Genomic DNA, 21143 nt, shown 5'->3' on the forward strand with positions numbered 1-21143 from the left:
TTCATGATCAGCAAACAGCGTTGACGCGATCTTAACTCACGCTGGTCTAATTCTTGCGCTGAACTCGGATGGGTAAGGTTTACGCGAGAAATGACTGATATGGGCAATCAGGATCAATCCCACTTCAAGCCGCAAGGCGGCGCTGCGCCTGCGCAGGCTCCACAAGAAGTCGCTGCGGCGGCTGGCGCTGCGTTTGCCTCCGGCGACGAAGCGGTGCTGGGAGCACATGCCGAACAGGACGGACCAGTCGAGAATGCGCGCATGCCGATCGGCGTGGTGCTCGAAATTGCTGGTTCCGGCTCGCAGATCGCGCTTGATCTGCAGCGCCTCAATGAATGCATGGAGGATGAGGATCCTTCAGTTGAACTGGCCGGACAGGTGGGTAGCCAGGTCAAGATTCGCGTTGGCGACAGCTGGCTGCTGGCCAGTGTTCGCAACCAGCGCAAGGATCGCCGCGCGAACGGTGGTATCCTCGCCAATATCGATTTTCTTGGCGAAGGCGTCGAAGAAAAACTGACTGGGCGCCTGCGCGGTTTCCGTCGCGGTGTGACACGTTATCCGGTCCCCGGCGCGATGATCTATCCGGCAACCACGGAAGATCTGAAGCAAGTCTACGCCAGCGATGGCAGACCCAATGTCGAAATCGGCACGGTTTTTCCGACCAAGGATATCCGCGCCGGTCTCTACATCGATGCCATGCTGGGCAAGCACTTCGCACTTCTGGGGTCGACCGGTACTGGTAAGTCGACCAGCGCTGCGTTGATCCTCCACCGCATATGTCAGGCTGCGCCCAAGGGTCATATCGTCATGATTGACCCGCACGGCGAGTACTCCGCTGCATTCCGCCAGACGGGCATGATCCTCGACGTGTCGAACCTTCAGATGCCGTATTGGCTGATGAACTTTGAAGAGCATTGCGAAGTGCTCCTCACCAGCGACGGAAACGAGCGTCAGGTTGATTCCGACATTCTCGCCAAGTGCTTGCTGCATGCGCGCAGCAAGAACCGCCTGGCGGAAAGCATGGGCAAGATCACCGTCGATTCGCCGATTCCCTACCTGCTGTCGGATCTGTCGAACAAGATCCAGGACGAGATGGGCAAGCTCGACAAGGCCACATCCTCTGCGCCGTACATGCGGATCAAGAACAAGCTCGACGAGATCAAGGCCGACCCGCGTTATCAGTTCATGTTCTCGGGCATGCTGGTGGGCGATACCATGACGGACTTCATCTCGAAGGTCTTCCGTATGCCAAGCGATGGCAAGCCGATCTCCATAATCGACGTGTCCGGCGTGCCGTCAGACATTACATCGACCGTGGTTGCCGTGCTCAGCCGCCTGGTCTTCGACTTTGCCATCTGGGGCCGCGACGATCGCACGCGTCCGGTGCTGCTGGTCTGCGAAGAGGCGCACCGATATGTCCCGAACGAAAAGAACGCCGATGGCTCTTCGGTCGGCCGGATCCTCAGCCGTATCGCCAAGGAAGGCCGTAAATATGGCATCTCGCTGGGCCTGATCACGCAGCGTCCATCTGACTTGGCGGAAGGTGTGCTTTCTCAGTGCGGTACGATCCTTTCCATGCGTTTGAACAACGACCGTGACCAGGCTTTCGTCCGGGCAGCGATGCCCGAAGGCGCGCGCGGCTTCCTCGATTCCATCCCCGCATTGCGTAACCGCGAGGTCATCATCTGCGGAGAGGGTGTCGCCATTCCGATCCGTGTCGCCTTCGACAACCTTGAAGAAAGCAAGCGTCCGGCATCGGAAGACCCGAGCTTCGTCGAGCTCTGGGGCAAGGACGGCGGCGAGCAAGAGGTCGTCGAACGTGTCGTCCGCCGCTGGAGAAGCCAGGGCTGATTTTTCTCGTTAGGCAGGCGCACCCGCGCCTGCATCCTCGGCGCAATTCCCTCCCCCCGGATCAAGTCCGGGGTACGGGGCACCTGCGGGCGCCCAGTCGGGCTTGCGGCCCCTCCGCCGGGGCCGCTTAATCACGTCATCCTGCCTCCGTCATCTGAACTGCTGATTACTCGGTCACGGCAGTCAGCGGACGACCGACCGCCGGCCGGTAGGCCGGAAGCCAAGTGAGCGGACGCGAACGCCGGCGCTTGAGGCCAAAACAAACTACGTCCCCCGGGTATCCCCATAAAGGTGGATATGCAGCCGGTCGCTCATGCGGAAGCCGTGCTTGAGGCATAGCTCGCTCAGCCAAGCCTCGCGGGAGCGCAAGCTCGCGCTGTCGGTGCCTTCCGGCATCAGGAAAACGTGGCCGCGCTTGAAGCGATAACGGCGCTGCAGCGCAAGCACTTCGTCCACATCCTCCGGCGATGCGATGACGAACTTGAAGTAAGCGCGCGGGTCCGCCGCGTAATGGTCGAGCCGCTCGGGGATCAGCGCGAGATCCGCATCATTGCCCGAATGCGCAAGCTTGGGGCTGACATTGTACTGGTCCACCCGGATATCGAGCCGGGGCGGCGCCTTGGTCGTCCCGTTGGTTTCAATTTCGACCGAAAGGTCTGGCAGCAGTTCAAGCAATTCAGCCAGCTTGCCCGCCTGCAGCAGCGGTTCGCCGCCGGTGATGACGAGGCGCTTCTGGCCAAGCGCATCGATCCTCGCGGCGATATCGGCCAGCTCCAACGTGACCTGATTCGCCTTGCGATCAAAGGTGTGCTCGTCACGGTGCGGTCGGTTGTCACCTTCAAACCGCCACGTATATGCCGTATCGCACCACACGCAGGCGAGATTGCAGCGCGAAAGCCGCATGAAGGCCACCGGCATCCCGGCGCTCGGCCCTTCGCCTTGCAGCGAGGCGAAGATTTCGGGACCGCCTGCGTCGTCCGTTGCGAGAACCAGGCTCACAGTTCCCTCCGATGCGAGACGTGTTGGATACGCATGTTACACAGTCCTGGAGATGAATTCCGCTCGATCACAGGCGCAGCCATTGATCGAGCGAGCCGATTACCAACTAAGGAACAAAGGCAGGGTAAGGACATCGGCACTGCTTGCCACGAATCGGCCAAGTAGGGAACTGTTGCGATCCTTTGCTTCGTCTTTGCGAGCAACCGCAGGGAGCGCGGCAATCCAGAGCGTTGCCGGAGCCTCTCTGGATTGCTTCATCGCTGGCGCTCCTCGCAATGACGGGCGGTTTGCGCCTACCCCAGCCGTGCCAGCGCGGCTTGCAAACGCTCCACCTCTGCGGAGTGATGCGCGAAGTCGGCCTTGGCCTTCTCGACCGCCTCAGGCTTGGCGCGCTCGACGAAGTTGGCGTTGGAGAGCCTGCCTTCCAGCGACCTCGCCTCTTTCTGCGAAGCTTCGAGTGCCTTTTGCAGTCGCGCCTTCTCTGCCTCGATATCGATCACCCCTTCCAGCGGGATTACGAACACGTCCGCGCCCGCGGTAATCTGCATCGCGGGTCCGGAGGGCGCTTCACCGATAGTGACGGGGGTAAGCCTAGCGAGCCGCTCAATCGCGGCGCTGCTGCGCTCGATCGTGCTGGCGGCGAGGTCAGAAGCTTGCGGCAGGAACGCGGCCAGCTTCGCTCCGGGCGAAATGCCGAGCTCGTTCTTGGCCGAACGCACATTGGTGGTGAGGTCGATCACCCAGTCGATCGCATCGGTCGCTTGCTTGCTGACTTCAGCGCGCGGGTTGGGCCACTTGGCGAGAATGAGGTCGTACTTCCTCTCACCAAGCGCATGCCATAGCTCTTCGGTGATGAACGGCATGAACGGGTGCAGCATAACGAGGATCTGGTCGAGCGCCCATCCGGCAACCGCGCGGGTTTCTGCTGCGGGATCAAAATCCCCCTCCCGTTCACGGGAGGGGTTAGGGGTGGGTGCGGAGCCACTTTCGGTTACAGGCCCACCCCCGGCCCCTCCCGCAGGCGGGAGGGGAGACAAGACGGGCTTGATCAGTTCCAGATACCAGTCGCAGAACCTGCTCCATGTGAACTGGTAGATGGTGTTGGCGGCTGCATCGAAGCGGAGTTCGGCCATCGCGCGGTCGATCTCGGCCACGCAGGCCGCGACCTCGCCGATGATCCACTGGTTGGCCGCAAGTTTTGCCTCAGGCGCGGCTAGTGTCGACGACGCGCCGATGCCGTTGGACTGGCAGAAACGCGTGGCATTCCAGAGCTTGGTGGCGAAATTGCGATAGCCTTCGACGCGGCGTTCATCCATCTTGATGTCGCGGCCCTGGCTTTCCATCGCCGCCATGAAGAACCGCAGCGCGTCCGCACCATATTGATCGATCAGGCCCAGCGGATCGACGACATTGCCCTTCGACTTGGACATCTTCGCGCCATCTGCGGCGCGGACAAGGCCGTGGAGGTAGAGCTTCGGCCACGGCGCTTGCCCAGTGTTGTAATAGCCTGCCATCATCATCCGCGCATCCCAGAAGAACAGGATGTCGAAGCCGGAAATCAGCAGGTCGTTCGGGTAATGCTTTGCGAACAGCTCAGCATTGTCCTCAGGCCAGCCGAGCGTCGCAAAGGGCCACAACGCGGATGAGAACCACGTATCGAGGACGTCTTCGTCGCGGGTCAGCTCTACGCCTTCGCCGGCTTGAGCTTGAGCCTCATCCTCTGTCATGGCGACGAACACATTGCCGTCCGCGTCGTACCACGCCGGTATCCTATGCCCCCACCATAATTGGCGAGACACACACCATGGCTGGATGTTTTCCATCCAGTTGAAGAAGGTCTTCTCCCAGCTCTTTGGGACGATTTCGATATCGCCGGATTTGACGGCCGCGACCGGTTTCTTGGCGAGTTCCTCCGCGTTGACGTACCACTGGTCCATCAGCATCGGCTCGATCACCACGCCGCCGCGATCGCCGAAAGGCTGAGTGATGACCTTGTCTTCGACCATGATCATCAGGCCTTCAGCGTCGATGTCCGCGACGACTTTCTTGCGCGCTTCGTACCGGTCGAGCCCGCGATATTCGTCCGGCACGAGGTTGAGCGTGTCGATCTCAGCTGCGTCCGCTTCCGCACCGCGGGCGATTTCCATCGCGCGCTTGGCGACCTCTGCATAGGGCGCGCCGTCGCTGCGCATCGCGGCGGCTTCATCCATCAGGCGGTACATCGGGATGCCGTTGCGCTGCGCGACACCAAAGTCGTTCTCGTCATGCGCGCCGGTGATTTTCACCGCGCCTGAGCCGAAATCAGGGTCGGGATAGTCATCGGTGATGATCGGGATCAGACGACGGTGCTCTTTTGGCCCGACCGGAATCTCGCACAGCTTGCCGACGATCGGTGCATAGCGCGCATCGTCTGGATGCACTGCAACCGCACCATCGCCCAGCATGGTTTCAGGCCGGGTAGTGGCGATGGAGATATAGTCACGCTCTTCCTCAAGCGTGATGTTCCCGTCCTCATCGCGCTCGACATAGGTGTAGGTCTCGCCCCCTTCGAGCGGGTATTTGAAGTGCCACATATGGCCGTTGACGTCCTTGCTCTCGACTTCGAGGTCGGAGATCGCGGTCTTCAGTTTGGGGTCCCAGTTCACCAGCCGCTTGTCGCGGTAGATCAGGCCGTCATTGTAGAGATCGACGAAGACCTTCAGCACCGCCTTGGTGAAGTGTTCGTCCATGGTGAACTGTTCGCGCGACCAGTCCATCGAACAGCCCAGGCGGCGCAGCTGGCGAGTGATCTGCCCGCCGGATTCTTCCTTCCACTCCCACACCTTGTCGACGAATTCTTCGCGGGTGTAATTGGTGCGCTTGTCCTGCCGCTCTTCCAGCTGGCGTTCGACCACCATTTGCGTCGCGATCCCGGCATGGTCCGTGCCCACGACCCACAGCGCATCCTTGCCGCGCAGGCGCTCATAACGGATCACGATATCCTGCAGCGTGTTATCGAGCGCGTGGCCGATATGGAGGCTGCCGGTCACATTGGGCGGCGGGTTCACGATGGTGAAGGCTTCCGCATCAGGGCGCTCAGGACGGAACGCGCCGGTTTGTTCCCAATGCTGGTACCAGCGCGCTTCGATGGCGGCGGGGTCGAAAGTGGTAGAGAGTTCTTGCGTCATGTTGAGTGCGCCTTTGCCAGCGAGTGTCCGGCAGTGCAACGGCGCAATCACATGGCTCGCTTGATCAATCCAGCCTTGTGAGCGGGCCAATTTGTCCGCATAGCAATATCTTATGGATGGCGGGGCCAAGTATGCGATAGAGAGTGATGGGCAGGCGGGCGACCGTCTGGTCCTGTCAGGGCCGTATCTGGTCTCCAGCATAGGCGCGATTGACCAGGAGCTGCTTGCTCTTGCAGGCCCTTTCGAAGCGATTGACCTGACCGAGGTTTCAGAGATCGATACTGTCGGGGCGTGGATCGCTGCCAGTCTGGCGGATGAACACGAAGCAGAACTCATCGGAGCCAGCGAGCGCGCCACTCGGCTGATCAAGGCAGTGTGCGCGGCTTCCAATGATGCAGACCTGGCGGCTCCGCGTTTGCCGGTGTGGGAGCGAGTGCCGGAAGCGCTTGGCAAGAAGGTCTTTGGCGCGCGCAGCGGGGTCATTGGCGTGCTGAGCTTTCTTGGCGCAATCATGGTGGCGATCTGGAACCTGCTCTGGCACCCGAGCCGGTTCCGGTGGCTTGCCTTTGTCCGCCAGCTTGAGCTTGTCGGGGTCTCCGCCTTGCCGATCATTGGCTTGATGAGCTTCCTGATCGGGATCGTGATTGCACAGCAGGGTGCGGTTCAGCTCCAGCAATTCGGCGCGGAGACGCTGACTGTAAACCTTGTCGGGCGGATCACCCTGCGCGAACTTGGCGTGCTGATGACGGCGATCATGGTCGCGGGACGTTCAGGCTCGGCATTCGCGGCGCAAATCGGTACGATGAAGCTGACCGAAGAAGTCGATGCGATGCGAACGATCGGGATTTCTCCGGTGGAAGCCCTGGTCATCCCGCGGATTCTCGCCTCGATCGTGATGATGCCGCTGCTGGGCTTCTATTCTGCTGTCGTGGCGATCATCGGCGGCGCTGTGGTCGGCGACCTTTTGCTCGGCATTCCGTTCTGGACCTTCCTGCTGCGGATCGAGGATGTCGTGCCGACCTATGATCTGTGGGTTGGCCTGATCAAAGCCCCGGTGTTCGGGCTGATCGTCGCGCTCGCGGGCTGTTATCACGGAATGCAGGTGCGCGGGAATTCCGAGCAGGTCGGCCTGCGCACGACGCTGGCGGTGGTCTCTGCGATATTTGCGGTGATCGTGCTTGATGCCTTCTTCGCGGTGTTCTTCACAGAGATCGGGTGGGGCTGATGGCAGGCAACGGAACACACGCTCCCGACGCGCACCATCGGTTTCGCGGGGAATTTCCCGTCGAAGTGACCGGACTGGTCAACCGCTTCGGCACGCAAACAGTGCACGAAAATCTCGATTTGAAGGTCAGACGCGGAGAGATTCTTGGCGTAGTCGGCGGGTCGGGCAGCGGCAAATCCGTCCTGATGCGCAGCATCATCGGCCTGCAGAACCCCAATGCAGGTGACGTAGAGGTTTTCGGCCGCTCGATCACTTCGGCAGACCCGGATGAGGAAATTGGCGTTCGCAACCGCTGGGGTGTGCTGTTTCAGGGCGGAGCGCTGTTTTCTACCCTGACCGTGGGTGAGAATGTCGAAGTGCCGCTCAAGCAATTCTACCCGGAGATCGAACCGGGATTGCGCAGGGACATCGCCCGCTACAAGGTGCGTATGTCCGGCCTGCCCAAAGAAGCGGTCGACAAATACCCTTCGGAGCTGTCGGGCGGCATGAAGAAGCGCGCGGGGCTTGCAAGGGCGCTGGCGCTCGATCCGGAGCTGCTGTTCCTGGATGAGCCAACTGCAGGCCTTGACCCGATCGGGGCCGCAGCGTTCGACCGCCTGACCAAGGAATTGCAGGAAACGCTGGGCCTCACGGTATTCCTGATCACGCATGACCTCGATACCCTTCACGAAATCTGTGACCGGGTGGCAGTGATTGCAGACAAGCGGGTGATCGCGGTCGATACCGTTGCGAACCTGATGCAGCTCGATCATCCCTGGGTGCAGGAGTATTTCAACGGTCCGCGTGGGCGAGCGGCACAAGCGACTAAAGCGATGCACTCGAAGGGGGACACGCCGTGATCAGAGCGTTCCTGATCAAACAATTGGACAAGCGCGCTGCGTGCAGGGATAAGAGCTAGGCCATGGAAACACGCGCAAACTTTGTCTGGGTTGGGGCTGTAACACTGTTCCTGCTGGCGATTCTGGCAGCTGCAATCGTATGGATTGCACGGCTCGGCCAAGGCGCGCAAAATGAATATGATATCCTTTTCAATCAATCGGTTGAGGGGCTTGCAAATGGTAGCCAGGTGAGTTTTTCTGGCGTTCCGGTAGGACAGGTTTCGCAGATCAAGCTGTGGCCGCAGGACCCTGAATTTGTCCGCGTACGGATTACTGTTGACGCTGAAGTGCCGATCCTCGTCGGCACGACGGCTACTGTCCAGGCGAGCTTCACCGGTGTCTCTACCATCCTGCTCGATGGGGCCGTGAAGGACGCGCCGCCAATCAGTTGCGAGACAACGGCCTGTCCTGACGGTGTGCCTGTGATCCCGCCCAAGCCCGGCGGATTTGGCGAGATCCTCGCCAACGCGCCGCTGCTGCTGGAACGGCTGGCAACGCTGACGGAGCGGCTGACGCAGGTACTGGACGAAGACAATCAGGAATCGCTGGAAGGCATCCTGCGCAACACCAACCGGATGACGAACAGTCTCGCAGATGCAGCGCCGCAGATCGAAGGGACCTTGGCAGAACTTCAGACCACCTTACGCGAAGCGGGCGAAGCGCTCGACCAGTTCGAGAAGGTGATGGCGTCAACCGACGAGCTTCTGCAGGGCGATGGGGATACGCTCGCCGCCGAGCTGCGCGCGACACTCAAATCGGCCAATGCAGCGGCGCTGTCGCTGTCTGAAACGCTGGAGGACACACGCCCGGCCGCACGTCAATTGTCGCAGACGACCCTGCCGGCGGCTGATGCGACGCTGCGCGATCTGCGCGCGACCAGCAAGGCGCTGCGCAATCTTACCGAGAAAATCGAGAACCAGGGGGCCGGCGCGCTGATCGGAGGTCAGACTTTGCCGGATTACAAGCCATGAGAAAGCCGATGATGTTCTGCCGCCGCCTTGTCCTGCTTGGTTGCGCCAGCGCGCTGGCTGGTTGCGTCAGCCTTGGCGGAGGCGAGCCGCCTTCCAGCCTGCTTACGCTTACAGCAGAAGCGAGTGTTCCACCCGGCTCGGCGCATATCGGTACGCAAGCGGACACGCTGGCGGTTCACGTTCCGGAAACGTCAGCTTCGATCGACGTGCTGCGCATCCCGGTGCAGGTGGATGATGCGACCATTGCCTATGTGACCGATGCCGTTTGGGTGGAAAAGCCTGCGCGTCTGTTTCGCCGTGTCGTTGCTGAAACGATCCGCGCTGAAACGGGCCAGTTCGTCATCGATGGTGATGATCCGAGCCTGTTTGCGGATATACATTTGCGCGGCACCTTGCGCGAATTTGGCTATGATGCGCGCAGTTCCAGCGTGGTTGTGCGCTTCGATGCGATCAGGACCGGCGAAGGCGGCATGGTCGAAACGCGGCGCTTTGAAGCGGTCGAGCAAGGCATTCTTGCGCAGGCGGCACCCGTCAGCTCTGCGCTAAATCGTGCCGCCAATGATGTCGCGCGGCAAGTGGCGGCATGGTTGAGCGAGACGCCAGACCCTGGGCCTTAAGCGGTTTCCCGCTCCAGCAGGCTCAGCCATTCGGCCGCGCTGAGGAAGGCGGCGCGGCGTTCTGCGCGGCGTTCTTCGGCCAGGGTGTCGCGGCCCCATAGATCGGCCTGCCATTCTTCTTCGAGACTTGCCGCGCGCCAGAGCATTTCCGGATCGCTTTCAGGTTCGCGTACTTCCAGCGCGATGGTCAAAGATGCAGCAAGAGAGGCGAGCAGTTCAAGCCCTGCGAGCGTGAAGGGGTCGAGGCTTTCCAGTCGCGCACGCAAAACCGCCAGCGCGGTGTCGGCCTGCTTGCGGTGGACAACGCCGGACACCCGGACCAGCTTGATATTCTCGCGGGCTTCAAGGCGGGCCACCACCGGTTCCCACACTTCCAATTGCTTCTTGTAGAGCGCATCTTCAGGGTCCGCGCGATAACACAGCGTATCCGTTTCTGCATAACCAAGCAGTTTGGCGATGCTTGCGGCGGGCTCTGCCGCGATCTGTTCGATTGCATAGTCGGCCGTGTCGCGCAGGCGAAAGCGCTTCACGTCCAGATCTTCGCCCTGTTCTGCCCATTCGCGAGCGAGCGCTTCTGCCAGCATCTTGGACGGGACCAGCTGCGGGTTTCCTGCAATCGTCTTGAGGCCGCGCCCATCGAGCATGACCTGCCAACCGCCGACAACCTCTGCGACGGAGACATGTTCGTAAAAGCGCTTCATGATTCCTCGCTGCGCCAGCCTTTGGCGATCCAGTTTGGCAGGAAGAAAAACGTTAGAAATCCGGTGATTACGAGGATATAGGCGAGGATCGGGGGCATCGGCAGCAGGCCTTCCTGGATGGCTATCCCGGCACAAACGGTAACAACCCCAATCACACGGATCAGGTTCAGCACCATGAAACGCTTGAACGCGAGCGTTTCGCCGGTGTTGTTTGGCGCAGGAGTCCCGCTCACAACAACCGCTCCAGATGGGCCGCGTCTTCAGCAATGGCTGCCGCGCCGGCGGCGAGCAGTTCACCCGGGGTATGGTACCCCCAGGATACGCCAAGCGCGCGCACTCCGGCATTGCTCGCCATATCGATATCAAAGGTCGTGTCGCCGATCATCACTGCATCTGCTGGCCCGGCTCCGGCATCGGCGAGGCATTGTTCAATCATCGACGGGTGGGGCTTGGAAGGATGACCATCTGCGGTTTGCAGCGACACAAACAGGTCGGAAATTCCGTGCGCAGCAAGGCAGGCCGTGAGACCACGCTGCGATTTACCGGTTGCGACGGCTAGCTGCCAGCCGGCGGAATTAAGGCGGTGGAGCAGGTCGGCAATCCCGTCAAACAACGGCTCGTGCAATTGCCCGCTTTCGCGCGTGTTGAAGAAGCTCTGCTTGTAAGCTGCGACTGCAAGGCCGCGCTGTTCTTCGCTCGCTTCAGGAGCCAGGAGATTGATCGCTTGCGGCAGGCTCAGCCCGACAATCCGGCGCACCTCACGCCGATCAGGGGTGGGCAGGTCCGCTGCGGCAAAGCCTGCTTCCATCGCATCGCACACTGCGGCCTGCCCGTCGACCAGCGTTCCGTCGCAATCGAAGATGGCAAGGCGAAGCGTCATTTGCGCGGCCCTTTCTTCGGCGCAGCCTTGCGTGCAGGCCTACCGCCCGATTTTTTGCCAAGCTTGCCTTGCGCGCTCTTGAGCGATGCCTCTCCGCGCGAACGGCGCTCGCCTTTGCGCGACTTGCGGTATTGCTTGGCATGGGCGCGGGCGGCCTGTTTCTTCTCCGCCGGGGTACGCTCGGGCGGATCGAAATTGAGCGGCTTGGCCTTGCTCAGGCTAAGGTCAAAGCCCAGTTGCTCCATGCTCTGCGCGAAGTGTTCGGGAAGCTCAGCGGTCACGTCAATCTTGCCGCCACCATCCGATTTCGGCGCGTCAATCCGCAGCCGCCGCGCATGCAAATGCATCTTGCGGCTGACCGAGCCGGTCAGAAACGCGTCCTTGCCGCCATATTTGCCGTCGCCCACGATCGGATTGCCGATGGCAGCCAAATGCACGCGGAGCTGGTGAGTGCGGCCTGTCAGCGGCTCCAGCTCTACCCACGCGGCTTTCTTGCCGGCCTTGTCGACAACGCGGTACTTCGTCTTTGCAATTGCCCCGTTTTCCTCATCGACATGCATCTTCTCGCCGCCTGTGCCTGGCTGCTTGGCGAGCGGGGCGTCGATCGTGCCTTCCAGCACCTCTGGTACACCAACGACCAGTGCCCAGTAGACCTTGCGGGCTGAGCGGCCCGAGAAACGCTTGGAGAAATGCGCTGCGCTGCCGGGTGTCTTGGCGACAAGCAGCACGCCGGACGTATCCTTGTCGAGCCGGTGGACGAGCCGCGGGCGGGTATCGTCTTCACCCTCGACGAACGCATCGAGCATTCCGTCAACATGGCGGGTGGTCTTGCTGCCACCCTGCGTTGCAAGCCCCGGCGGCTTGTTGAAGATGATTGCGGACGGCGTTTCCTTGATCACCATCGCCCTTGCTTCGGCAATCTCGGCCTCGGTCAGCTGGCGGCGCGGCTTGACCTTGCGGCCACCGGGACTCTCGCCACCGGGAGGAACACGCAGCACCTGCCCTGCTGCCAGCCGGTCATCGGGCTTGGCGCGCTTGCCATCGACGCGGACCTGCCCGGTGCGCGCCCATTTGGAGACCATGCCAAAGCCGATCTGCGGCAGATGCCGCTTGAACCAGCGGTCGAGGCGAATGCCGTCATCATCCTCGCCGACGGTGAACTGGCGGACTTCCTCAGATGCACCCGTCTTGCTCATTGGAACAGCCTCATGAAGGTGAGGCCGAACATCAGCGCGCTGAGTGCGAGACACACCGACAGGATCACATAGAGCGCAGCAAACAGATATTGCCCGCGCTCGATCAGCACGATCATTTCAAGGCTGAAGGCGGAGAATGTCGTGAACCCGCCGAGCAGGCCTGTCGCCAGCAACAGCCGCAACTGGTCGGTGGAGGCCGGATCGCTGCCCCCGCGCATCGCAAGCCATCCCCACAGCATGCCCATCAGCAGGCTGCCGAGCGCATTGACCGCGAAGGTGGCCCAGGGAAACTGCATCATCGCTGGCGCACCCAGCCAGCCGGTCATTGCGCGGCCAGTCTGATAGCGCAGCACCGCGCCAATCGCCCCGCCAAGGGCGACATGCAGGCTTGCAGCAAGGGGTGACAGGGTACTCATGCTTGAGGCCTATTAACGGCCCAGCCCGCTGCTGCATAGCGCTGTTCGGCTGCCTTCTGTGGCTTTTCAGTCACCTCTCACCCCTTGCAAATCCTACGCATTTTGGTTAGACGCGCCTCGGATCGAGCCGACCGGTAACGGATTCGGCCCCTTTTTCGTTGATTTTCAGGTGGTGCATCCCGCCAGTCTTGCGGGCAATCGCCATTCGTTTTGAGGTGTTGGAATTTATGCAAATCATCGTTCGCGATAACAATGTCGAGCAGGCCCTGCGCGCGCTCAAGAAAAAGCTGCAGCGGGAAGGTGTCTATCGCGAGATGAAGCTGCGTCGTCACTATGAGAAGCCGAGCGAAAAGCGCGCCCGTGAAAAGGCTGCGGCGGTTCGCCGTGCGCGCAAGCTTGAGCGCAAGCGCATGGAGCGCGACGGCGTCAAGTAAGAATGGCGGTTTTCGAGCGGATTACCGCTTGAACGCACTCTCGCGATAAGCCATCAGGGCGCGGTTCGATTCCGCGCCCTTTTGCATTGGATCTGCAGGTGCGCGCGCCGCTAGAATCATTGTTAGGAAATTGCTTTCATGGCCGAAGTCACTCGCGTACCGCTTCAACCGATTGCCAAGGGCTCGCTGACCAAGCTCTGGCTTGGCGTGATTGTTGCCATTCTGATCGGCGCTGGCATTGCCTGGGCGGCTGCGCCCAAGGGTTTCAGTGTCGATACGATTACGGCAGGCGAAGGGCCGACCCCGCAAATCGGTGAAGTTGCCTTCGTCAATTACACTGGCCGCTTTGCCTCGACCGGCGAGGAATTTGACAGCTCGCGCGACTTCCGTTGGCCGATCCCCGGCATCATGCCGGAGGGCGCGCCGTTCCCGGTGGAGCAGGGCGCGACCGTCGATGGATTTTTCGAAGCCCTGCAGCAGATGCAGGTTGGCGGGAAGTACGAAGTCTATATCCCCGCAGACAAGGGTTATGGCGATGAAGACCGCCGCGACCCGCAAACCGGTGAAGTCCGCATCCCGGCCAATAGCGATCTGATTTTCGAGATCGAACTGGTCGATACCATGACACAGGAAGAAGCGCAGCGTCGTTTCGGGTTGCTGCAACAGGCGATGGAAGCCGGCCCGCCGCCTGCGCCAACCGACGCGATTCCGGGCGAATAATCAGGGAATTCTCATGTCGGTAGACAAGGAAACCGTTGCCAAGATCGCGAGCCTCGCGCGGATCAAGATGACCGACGAGGAACTCGAGCGCATGGCGCCTGAGCTAAACGGCATCCTCAACTGGGTCGAACAGCTGGGTGAAGTCGATACCTCGAATATCGAGCCGATGACTGCGGTGATCCCCAACACACTCCGCCTGCGCGCGGATGAAGTGAATGCAGATCCCAAGACCGGCGGCGATCGGCGCGACGATATTCTCGCCAATGCGCCTGCGGCTGAGCATGGTTTCTTCGGCGTTCCGAAGGTGATTGAATGAACGACGCGAACACATATCGCGAGCCCCCGCGCAGGCGGGGGCCTCATTGGAAGTGGCGAAGCGCGCGCGGCCTGAGGTCCCCGCCTTCGCGGGGACTCACGAAGCATGACTGAACTTACCAATCTAGGCGTCAAGGACATCCGCGACGGCGTGGCAAACGGCGACTTCACCGCGCGCGAAGTGGCGGAAGCCTTCAATACGGCTGTGGCAGAGGCGGCGGCGCTCAACGCGTTTATCGTGACCACGCCTGACCATGCGCTTGCGGCTGCTGACAAGGTCGATGCGGACCGCGCGGCGGGCAAGACCCTTGGCACAATGGCAGGCGTGCCGATCGGCATGAAGGACCTGTTTGCGACGCACGGCGTCCAGACCACCGCGGCGAGCCACATTCTTGAGGGCTTCAAGCCGCAGTATGAAAGCACGGTCAGCCAGAACCTGTGGGATGCAGGCGCGGGCATGCTGGGCAAGCTCAACCTCGATCAGTTCGCGATGGGCAGCTCAAACGAGACGAGCTATTTCGGCAATGTAAACTCGCCGTGGCGCAAGTCCGGCAGCAACGCCGCGATGTCTCCCGGCGGTTCCTCGGGCGGTTCGTCTTCCGCTGTGGCTGCGCGTATCGCACCTGCTGCAACTGGCACGGACACCGGCGGCTCAATCCGCCAGCCAGCCGCCTTCACCGGCATTTGCGGGATCAAGCCAACTTACGGCCGTTGTTCGCGCTGGGGCGCGGTCGCTTTCGCCAGCAGCCTCGATCAGGCGGGGCCAATGGCGCGCAGCGTCGAGGATTGCGCGATCATGCTCGAGGCCATGGCGGGTTTCGATCCCAAGGATGCGACCTCGCTCCAGATGGATGTGCCCGCGTGGGAAGCAGGGCTCTCCGCGGACCTGAAGGGCAACAAAGTCGGTATTCCCAGGGAATACCGCATGGACGGGACCGATGACGCGATCCTCAAGTCGTGGGATCAGGGCAAGGAATGGCTGCGCGATGCCGGTGCTGAGATCGTCGATATCTCGCTCCCGCACACCAAATACGCGCTGCCCGCCTATTATATCATCGCCCCGGCAGAGGCTTCATCCAACCTCGCCCGCTACGATGGCGTGCGTTACGGCCTGCGCGACCTGCCCGAAGGGGCTGGCTTGCAAGACATGTATGCCGCAACCCGCGAAGAAGGCTTCGGTGACGAGGTCAAGCGCCGCATCCTGATCGGCACTTATGTGCTTAGCGCGGGCTTCTACGATGCCTATTACAATCAGGCGCAGCGGGTGCGCGCGCTGGTCGCGCGCGATTTTAGCGAGGCCTGGAGCCAGTGCGACGTGATTCTGGCGCCGACCACGCCAACGCCGAGCTTCCCGCTGGGTTCGCTCAATGAAGACCCGCTGACGATGTATCTGAACGATGTTTTCGCCGTGCCAGCCTCGCTCGCCGGGCTGCCCGCGATGAGCGTGCCCGCGACGCTGACAGAGGACGGATTGCCGCTTGGCCTCCAGCTCATCGGCAAGCCGTTCGACGAGCAAGGCGTGCTCAATGCGGGTCTGGCGATCCAGCAGCGTTCGGGCTTTGATGCCGCGCCGGAGAAGTGGTGGTGAGCGACGAAACCGCGCTGACGATTGCCGGGATCGGCATCATGCTGGCGGTCCCGCTGACGTTCATGTTCGCAAACTGGATCCGCAAGAACGTCGATTACGGGGAAGCGCAGTTTCCGTCGGACCACAAGACGTCAGACCCATCCGACAGCGAATCGTGATGACTGGCCACAGCGGTTTTCCGTCCGCTGCCCAGCGTGTGCTCGACGATGTTTGTGTGCCCGGCGCTCTGGAGCATTTTCAGGCACCATTCGAGGCTCTGCGATCGCACTTCCTCGACCTTCCTTATGGTCTTAACGTGCACTTGATCCGAAACCACGGCAATTTCGGGGATGCTTTGATCCGTTACGGCACGGAGCGGTTTCTGGAAGACATCGGGGCTAAAGTCACAAAGCTCGATACGATGCCATTCACTCGGCCGCGCAAGTACAGGATCATTCTGGAATGCTTGCGAACGCACATTCCGATAGGCCGTCCCCACATTGTCTATAGCGGCAGCGGAGCATGGTACGAAGCCTATGCCAATGCACCCAGTCGAGTTGCGTTATGCAGCAAGTTTGCGCGCGATGTCATGGTGCTGCCAACGACCTATTCCGGTACCTTCGATAAGCATCAGAACGTTACCTATTGGGCGCGAGATCACTTCGAGAGCCTGCAGTCCATGCCTCAGGCGAAATTTTGCCATGACATGGCTTTCTACCTGGCGCTGGTTGAGCCTGATCGATTGCTACCCAATCGCACTCCGCCAGATCGGGACTTGTTTATCTGCTTCCGCGTGGATGTGGAAAAGAACTTTTCTGGCCGCGTGCCTCAGTCCAATTTTGATCTCAGCAACAGCGGAAAGGACAATGACGATGCGCAGGACTTCCTCCGCCACATTGACCAATACGAACGCGTCATCACAGACCGATTGCATGTCGCAATTGGCGCGGCTTTGCTCGGCAAGGAAGTGAAACTGGTCAGCAATTCCTACTTCAAGATCCGCGCGATATTCGATTCGAGCATCAAGGGCATATTCCCGAAATGCGAGATGATCTCCGATGAAGAGGCGGCGCAGCTGCTGGCAGACGTCGATTAGTCGCGCCTAGCCCCGCTTTATCCGTGCTTGCAGCCACGCTCGCACCGGCTCGTCAAACAGCTTGCCCGCGATAACCGCAAGCAGCACTGTCCCGCCGAGATAGATCGCCATGTCGCGCGCCAGATTGTCGCCGAAGAACTCGCCCGTGGTCGCGATCATCACCGCGCCCGCCAGCATCAGCACCGGCAATTGCAGGACATAGATCGGATAGCTGAGCCAGCCGAGCCAATGCGAAATCTTTGCTTCGACGGGGCCGGGACGGGCCGAGGCGCCCAGCCAGATCGCCAGCGGGAAGATGAACGCCACGCTGATCAGTGCAGGCCACGGACCCCAGCTCACCGGCACGGCAAGCGCGCCGAGCAGCAGCAGCACCGGGATCCAGCTTGGCAATTTGGGCGCAACCGCGAAGCTCCGCATCCGCACCAGCGCGACGCCGAGGAAAAAGGCGAAGCCGCAGCGCAGGCCGCCCATCGCGAACGTGCCCCAGGTCGAGCCTGAATCGAGCGTGCCATTACCCAGCGCAAACACCACCATGGCAAGGAAGCAGCCCCCAACAATCGCGGTAATCATCTTCGGCGTGAGCCGCAGGATGATGAGCGCATAAAGACCGTTCACCGCCAGTTCCCAGAACAGTGACCAGGCCGGAAAGTTGAACGGGAAGGCCTGTGTGACGATGGTGTCATGCACGAGGCCCGGCGGCGGGGCAGGCAGGAAGAACAGGTTAAGCACGGCGGCGAGCGCGAATTCGCTCTCGCTCATGACAGCCGGGGGATGGGTTCCGACGGCTCCGAGACACGCCAGCAAAGCCACCGCCATGCCGATGAAGTAGAGCGGATACATGCGCACAACCCGCCGGTTCATGAAGTTGCCTGCGCTCATCGAACCGAGCAGCCGCGGCTCGTAGGTCGCCGCCAGCACATAGCCCGAGAGCAGGAAGAACAGGTCCACGGCGAGAAAACTGCTCGGCAGGATGGGCACGTCATGCCCCGGCCACGGGTAATGCCGCAGCATCACCGCAATCGCCGCAAGGCCGCGCAGCAAGTCCAGCGTAACCAGCCGCTGACCCTGTCGGATCGGACGCGGCGTGACGGACACGCTCAGCGTTTCGTCATAGGCTTGTGGCAGTAAAATGGGCTTGTAGGCGGTCATTGCGTGACCATAGGCCGCGCATAGTTACCAGCCCGTTCACGTTTGGCGCGAAAATCACCGTGGAAATCACCGCGAAAATCACCGTGAAAATCACTGCGAAATTCGGCGCAAATCGGACTTTTCACGCGGGACGTTAAACCCTATTGCAAGCCCCATGAGCACATATCGTATTCAAGGCGCCACGGGCGAGTGGGAAGTCGTGATCGGGCTGGAAGTCCACGCGCAGGTCACCTCCAAGGCCAAGCTGTTTTCCGGCGCATCGACTGAGTTTGGCGCGGAGCCCAATTGCAACGTCTCTCTTATCGATGCCGCGATGCCGGGCATGCTGCCCGTGCCGAACCGCGAATGCATCCGCCAGGCGGTCCGCACCGGCATGGCGATCGACGCGCAGATCAATGCGTGGAGCCGGTTTGACCGCAAGAACTACTTCTATGCCGATCTGCCGCAGGGCTATCAGATCAGCCAGCTCTACCACCCGCTGGTGGGTGAAGGGCAATTGCTCATCGAAGCGGATGAGAAGGCCGGAATCCCGCAGGACAAGGTGATCGGGATCGAGCGCATCCATGTCGAGCAGGATGCGGGCAAGCTGATGCACGATCAGCATCCGACCATGTCTTATGTCGACCTCAATCGCTGCGGTGTCGCGCTAATGGAAATCGTTTCGCGGCCCGACATGCGCTCTCCGGCAGAGGCGGGGGCCTATGTGCGCAAGCTGCGCACGATCCTGCGCTATGTCGGCAGCTGCGATGGCAACATGGAAGAAGGCTCGATGCGCGCGGATGTGAACGTCTCTGTCCGGCGTCCGGGCGAGGAATTCGGCACGCGGACCGAAACAAAGAACGTCAACTCCGTGCGCTTCGTCATGCAGACGATCGAGCACGAGGCAAACCGCCAGGTCGATCTGATCGAGAGCGGCGGGAAAGTTGTCCAGGAGACGCGGCTGTTCGACCCGAGTACCGGGACGACGCGGTCGATGCGGTCGAAGGAAGACGCGCATGACTATCGCTACTTCCCCGATCCGGACCTGCTTCCGCTGGAGCTTGATCAGAGCTTTCTCGATGAATGCCGCGCGAGCCTGCCGGAATTGCCCGATGCGAAGCGCGCCCGCTACGTGGATGAGCTGGGACTGTCGGACTACAATGCCGCGACGCTGACCGCGGAAGTCGAGACATTCGCGCGGTTTGAAACGCTGCTGGCGGAAACGGCCAAGGCGCTCGGCAAGAGCGAGAAGGATGTCGCAACGCAGGTCGCGAACTGGTCGCTTTCCGTGGCTCCGGGCGTGGTAAAATCACTTGGCGATGAGGCTGACATAAGCCACGCAACCGCTGCGCGTCAGGCAAGCATCCTCAAGATGCAGGATGCGGGCGAGATCAGCGGCGGGCAAGCGAAGGAAATCTTCGAAATCGTGCTCAAGACAGGCCGCGAGCCTGACGAAATCGCGGACGCTGAAGGCCTGAAGCAAGTGTCCGATACCGGCGCGATTGAAGCCGCAATTGACGACATCATCGCGAACAACGCGGACAAGGTCGAGGAATATCGCGGCGGCAAGGACAAGCTGTTCGGCTTCTTCGTCGGTCAGACGATGAAGGCGATGCAGGGCAAGGCCAATCCGGCGGTCGTGAACCAGATCCTGAAGGACAAGCTTGGCTAGTGGCGATGCAACTGGACAACAACGCTCGCGAGTTGGCTATTACCGGCGCGCTCCTGTTCCTTGTGGGGCTGCTTCAAGGTCTCGTCGTAGAGCATTTTGCCAATCCACGCATGGCGCTTTCTGCGCATCTCGATGCGGTCCAGAGCGGTATGGCGGTATTGATCGCAGCAGCGTTTTGGCGTTCAGCCCGTTGGAGCGTAAAAACAGAACAGGTCGCGCGTTGGGCCTTGGCGGTCGGCATGGTTGGATTGTGGCTTGGTATCACCCTCGCGGCGATAACGGGCGCGAACGAGGCTCTCCCCATCGCTGGCGAAGGCTATTCGGCAACACCCAAAGCTGAATTGGCGACGACCGCAGTTATTGGCACGTCAAGCCTTGCGCTGCTGCTCGGCTGGGGTTTGTTTGTCATGGGACTGATCCGAGGACGGTGAGCGACCCCCGTCTTTCCATCGTCCTCGTCCAGCCTGAGATACCCGGCAATACCGGCGCGGTGGGGCGCACCTGTGTGGCGCTCGATATGGAGCTGATCCTGATCCATCCGCTCGGCTTTGTGATTGACGACAAGCGGGTAAAGCGATCGGGCCTCGACTATTGGCCGCATATCCGCCTGACCGAGTTTGCGAGCTGGGCGGAATTCCTTGCTGAGCGCAGCCCCCGCGAAGACCAGCTCTTCCTGTTCGAGGAATATGCGCCGCGCAGCTTCTTTGAACCGGACTATCCGGCTGACGCCTATCTCGTGTTCGGGCGCGAGACCAAGGGCATCCCGCAAGAGATCGTCGAGGCTCATCGCGATCAAATGGTCGCTTTGCCGATGCGTTCAGACAAGGTGCGTTCGCTCAACCTTGCGAACACCGTCGCTGCGGCAGCCTATCAGGCGGTGCGCAACCACATCTAGATTCATAGAAAAAGCCGCCGGGATCGCTCCCGACGGCTGTTTCGCATTTCAGCTGGGCAGCGACTTAAGCGCGTGTGCCAGACAGCGGCATCGCACCGAAGGCGCCTGCATTGACGCTGCCGGTCAGGCTAGCGCCATCGATCACAGCTTCGCACTCGAGCGTCATCGGCATCGGGACGACCATGTTCATTTTCCAGCTCAGCGTGTTGCCGTCGACCGTGCCGTCAACCACGTCCATGCTGCCCATGCCGCCTGCCATGCTGCCAGAGAACGTGCCGTCGCCGTTGTCTTCAACGGTGAAAGTTCCGCTCTGGTCGCCCATCGGGCTCTTGACGGTGGTGTTGTAGGTTCCAGCAACAGACATTGAATTCTCCTCTAAAGTAAAGCGCGCCGCCATCGAGCGCCGCGATCCGAC

23 protein-coding genes are annotated in these 21143 nt (G+C 61.0%); 14 read left to right on the plus strand and 9 right to left on the minus strand.

The features are described 5' to 3' along the window. Positions 1-90 precede the first annotated feature (90 nt). Positions 91-1851: an ATP-binding protein gene (locus tag ACG9DO_RS06280; protein ID WP_394730859.1), complete on the plus strand. Its 1761-nt coding sequence runs from the start codon at positions 91-93 to the stop codon at positions 1849-1851. A gap of 264 nt (positions 1852-2115) precedes the next feature. On the opposite strand, the gene ACG9DO_RS06285 is transcribed toward ACG9DO_RS06280, so the two are convergent. Next, positions 2116-2850 carry a 7-carboxy-7-deazaguanine synthase QueE gene (locus tag ACG9DO_RS06285; RefSeq protein ID WP_394730860.1) on the minus strand — a complete coding sequence of 245 codons (735 nt, stop codon included), beginning with the start codon at positions 2848-2850 and terminating at the stop codon, positions 2116-2118. A gap of 293 nt (positions 2851-3143) precedes the next feature. After that, a complete protein-coding gene (locus tag ACG9DO_RS06290; protein ID WP_394730861.1) occupies positions 3144-6017 on the minus strand; it encodes a valine--tRNA ligase in 2874 nt (957 codons plus the stop codon). Between the two features lie 112 nt (positions 6018-6129). Here ACG9DO_RS06290 and ACG9DO_RS06295 point away from each other — a divergent pair, with 112 nt between their 5' ends. The 4 genes from ACG9DO_RS06295 (at position 6130) to ACG9DO_RS06310 (ending at position 9708) form a co-directional block, all read left to right on the plus strand. Beyond that, on the plus strand, positions 6130-7242 hold the full coding sequence (locus tag ACG9DO_RS06295) for an MlaE family lipid ABC transporter permease subunit (RefSeq protein ID WP_394730862.1): 1113 nt from the start codon (positions 6130-6132) through the stop codon (positions 7240-7242). Beyond that, positions 7242-8081, plus strand: a complete 840-nt coding sequence (locus ACG9DO_RS06300) for an ABC transporter ATP-binding protein (RefSeq protein WP_394730863.1) — start codon at positions 7242-7244, stop codon at positions 8079-8081. Before ACG9DO_RS06295 ends, ACG9DO_RS06300 begins: the two co-directional genes overlap by 1 nt. A gap of 62 nt (positions 8082-8143) precedes the next feature. After that, positions 8144-9091, plus strand: coding sequence for an MlaD family protein (locus ACG9DO_RS06305; RefSeq protein WP_394730864.1), 948 nt, complete (start codon positions 8144-8146; stop codon positions 9089-9091). After that, positions 9088-9708, plus strand: coding sequence for an ABC-type transport auxiliary lipoprotein family protein (locus ACG9DO_RS06310; RefSeq protein WP_394730865.1), 621 nt, complete (start codon positions 9088-9090; stop codon positions 9706-9708). Before ACG9DO_RS06305 ends, ACG9DO_RS06310 begins: the two co-directional genes overlap by 4 nt. On the opposite strand, the gene ACG9DO_RS06315 is transcribed toward ACG9DO_RS06310, so the two are convergent. From ACG9DO_RS06315 to crcB, 5 genes are read right to left on the minus strand one after another with little or no spacing between them, the layout of a single operon-like run. Beyond that, positions 9705-10409 (minus strand): ATP12 family protein, encoded by a 705-nt coding sequence (locus tag ACG9DO_RS06315; RefSeq protein ID WP_394730866.1) that lies wholly within the window; start codon positions 10407-10409, stop codon positions 9705-9707. The genes ACG9DO_RS06310 and ACG9DO_RS06315 overlap by 4 nt on opposite strands. After that, positions 10406-10642, minus strand: coding sequence for a hypothetical protein (locus ACG9DO_RS06320; protein WP_394730867.1), 237 nt, complete (start codon positions 10640-10642; stop codon positions 10406-10408). Before ACG9DO_RS06320 ends, ACG9DO_RS06315 begins: the two co-directional genes overlap by 4 nt. Next, entirely contained in the window at positions 10639-11289 is a 651-nt protein-coding gene (locus ACG9DO_RS06325) for an HAD-IA family hydrolase (RefSeq protein WP_394730868.1), read from the minus strand. The genes ACG9DO_RS06320 and ACG9DO_RS06325 overlap by 4 nt, the downstream gene beginning before the upstream one ends. Further along, positions 11286-12485: an RluA family pseudouridine synthase gene (locus tag ACG9DO_RS06330; RefSeq protein ID WP_394730869.1), complete on the minus strand. Its 1200-nt coding sequence runs from the start codon at positions 12483-12485 to the stop codon at positions 11286-11288. The genes ACG9DO_RS06325 and ACG9DO_RS06330 overlap by 4 nt, the downstream gene beginning before the upstream one ends. Then, positions 12482-12901: a fluoride efflux transporter CrcB gene (crcB, locus tag ACG9DO_RS06335; RefSeq protein WP_394730870.1), complete on the minus strand. Its 420-nt coding sequence runs from the start codon at positions 12899-12901 to the stop codon at positions 12482-12484. Before crcB ends, ACG9DO_RS06330 begins: the two co-directional genes overlap by 4 nt. A gap of 227 nt (positions 12902-13128) precedes the next feature. Here crcB and rpsU point away from each other — a divergent pair, with 227 nt between their 5' ends. From rpsU to ACG9DO_RS06365, 6 genes are all read left to right on the plus strand, one after another. Further along, positions 13129-13335, plus strand: coding sequence for a 30S ribosomal protein S21 (gene rpsU / locus ACG9DO_RS06340; protein WP_394730871.1), 207 nt, complete (start codon positions 13129-13131; stop codon positions 13333-13335). Positions 13336-13473: 138 nt separating this feature from the next. Then, on the plus strand, positions 13474-14055 hold the full coding sequence (locus ACG9DO_RS06345; protein ID WP_394730872.1) for an FKBP-type peptidyl-prolyl cis-trans isomerase: 582 nt from the start codon (positions 13474-13476) through the stop codon (positions 14053-14055). A gap of 13 nt (positions 14056-14068) precedes the next feature. Continuing rightward, positions 14069-14371 carry an Asp-tRNA(Asn)/Glu-tRNA(Gln) amidotransferase subunit GatC gene (gene gatC / locus ACG9DO_RS06350; RefSeq protein WP_394730873.1) on the plus strand — a complete coding sequence of 101 codons (303 nt, stop codon included), beginning with the start codon at positions 14069-14071 and terminating at the stop codon, positions 14369-14371. A gap of 105 nt (positions 14372-14476) precedes the next feature. After that, complete coding sequence (gene gatA / locus ACG9DO_RS06355; RefSeq protein WP_394730874.1) at positions 14477-15958, plus strand: Asp-tRNA(Asn)/Glu-tRNA(Gln) amidotransferase subunit GatA; 1482 nt, start codon at positions 14477-14479, stop codon at positions 15956-15958. Beyond that, complete coding sequence (locus ACG9DO_RS06360) at positions 15955-16116, plus strand: glutamyl-tRNA amidotransferase (RefSeq protein WP_394730875.1); 162 nt, start codon at positions 15955-15957, stop codon at positions 16114-16116. Before gatA ends, ACG9DO_RS06360 begins: the two co-directional genes overlap by 4 nt. After that, complete coding sequence (locus ACG9DO_RS06365; protein WP_394730876.1) at positions 16116-17033, plus strand: polysaccharide pyruvyl transferase family protein; 918 nt, start codon at positions 16116-16118, stop codon at positions 17031-17033. The genes ACG9DO_RS06360 and ACG9DO_RS06365 overlap by 1 nt, the downstream gene beginning before the upstream one ends. A gap of 6 nt (positions 17034-17039) precedes the next feature. Here ACG9DO_RS06365 and ACG9DO_RS06370 read toward each other — a convergent pair whose 3' ends face one another. Continuing rightward, a complete protein-coding gene (locus tag ACG9DO_RS06370; RefSeq protein ID WP_394730877.1) occupies positions 17040-18182 on the minus strand; it encodes an acyltransferase family protein in 1143 nt (380 codons plus the stop codon). 154 nt (positions 18183-18336) lie between these two features. On the opposite strand from ACG9DO_RS06370, the gene gatB reads away from it, so the two are divergent. From gatB to ACG9DO_RS06385, 3 genes are read left to right on the plus strand one after another with little or no spacing between them, the layout of a single operon-like run. Beyond that, entirely contained in the window at positions 18337-19833 is a 1497-nt protein-coding gene (gene gatB / locus ACG9DO_RS06375; protein ID WP_394730878.1) for an Asp-tRNA(Asn)/Glu-tRNA(Gln) amidotransferase subunit GatB, read from the plus strand. Continuing rightward, positions 19833-20264 carry a hypothetical protein gene (locus tag ACG9DO_RS06380; RefSeq protein ID WP_394730879.1) on the plus strand — a complete coding sequence of 144 codons (432 nt, stop codon included), beginning with the start codon at positions 19833-19835 and terminating at the stop codon, positions 20262-20264. Before gatB ends, ACG9DO_RS06380 begins: the two co-directional genes overlap by 1 nt. Then, positions 20261-20728: a tRNA (cytidine(34)-2'-O)-methyltransferase gene (locus tag ACG9DO_RS06385; RefSeq protein WP_394730880.1), complete on the plus strand. Its 468-nt coding sequence runs from the start codon at positions 20261-20263 to the stop codon at positions 20726-20728. Before ACG9DO_RS06380 ends, ACG9DO_RS06385 begins: the two co-directional genes overlap by 4 nt. 64 nt (positions 20729-20792) lie before the next feature. Here the strand turns inward: ACG9DO_RS06385 and ACG9DO_RS06390 are convergent, their stop codons facing one another. Then, positions 20793-21092: a hypothetical protein gene (locus ACG9DO_RS06390; RefSeq protein ID WP_394730881.1), complete on the minus strand. Its 300-nt coding sequence runs from the start codon at positions 21090-21092 to the stop codon at positions 20793-20795. Positions 21093-21143: the final 51 nt, after the last annotated feature.

The organism is Altererythrobacter sp. GH1-8 (genome assembly GCF_043702085.1).
Taxonomy (GTDB): domain Bacteria; phylum Pseudomonadota; class Alphaproteobacteria; order Sphingomonadales; family Sphingomonadaceae; genus Erythrobacter.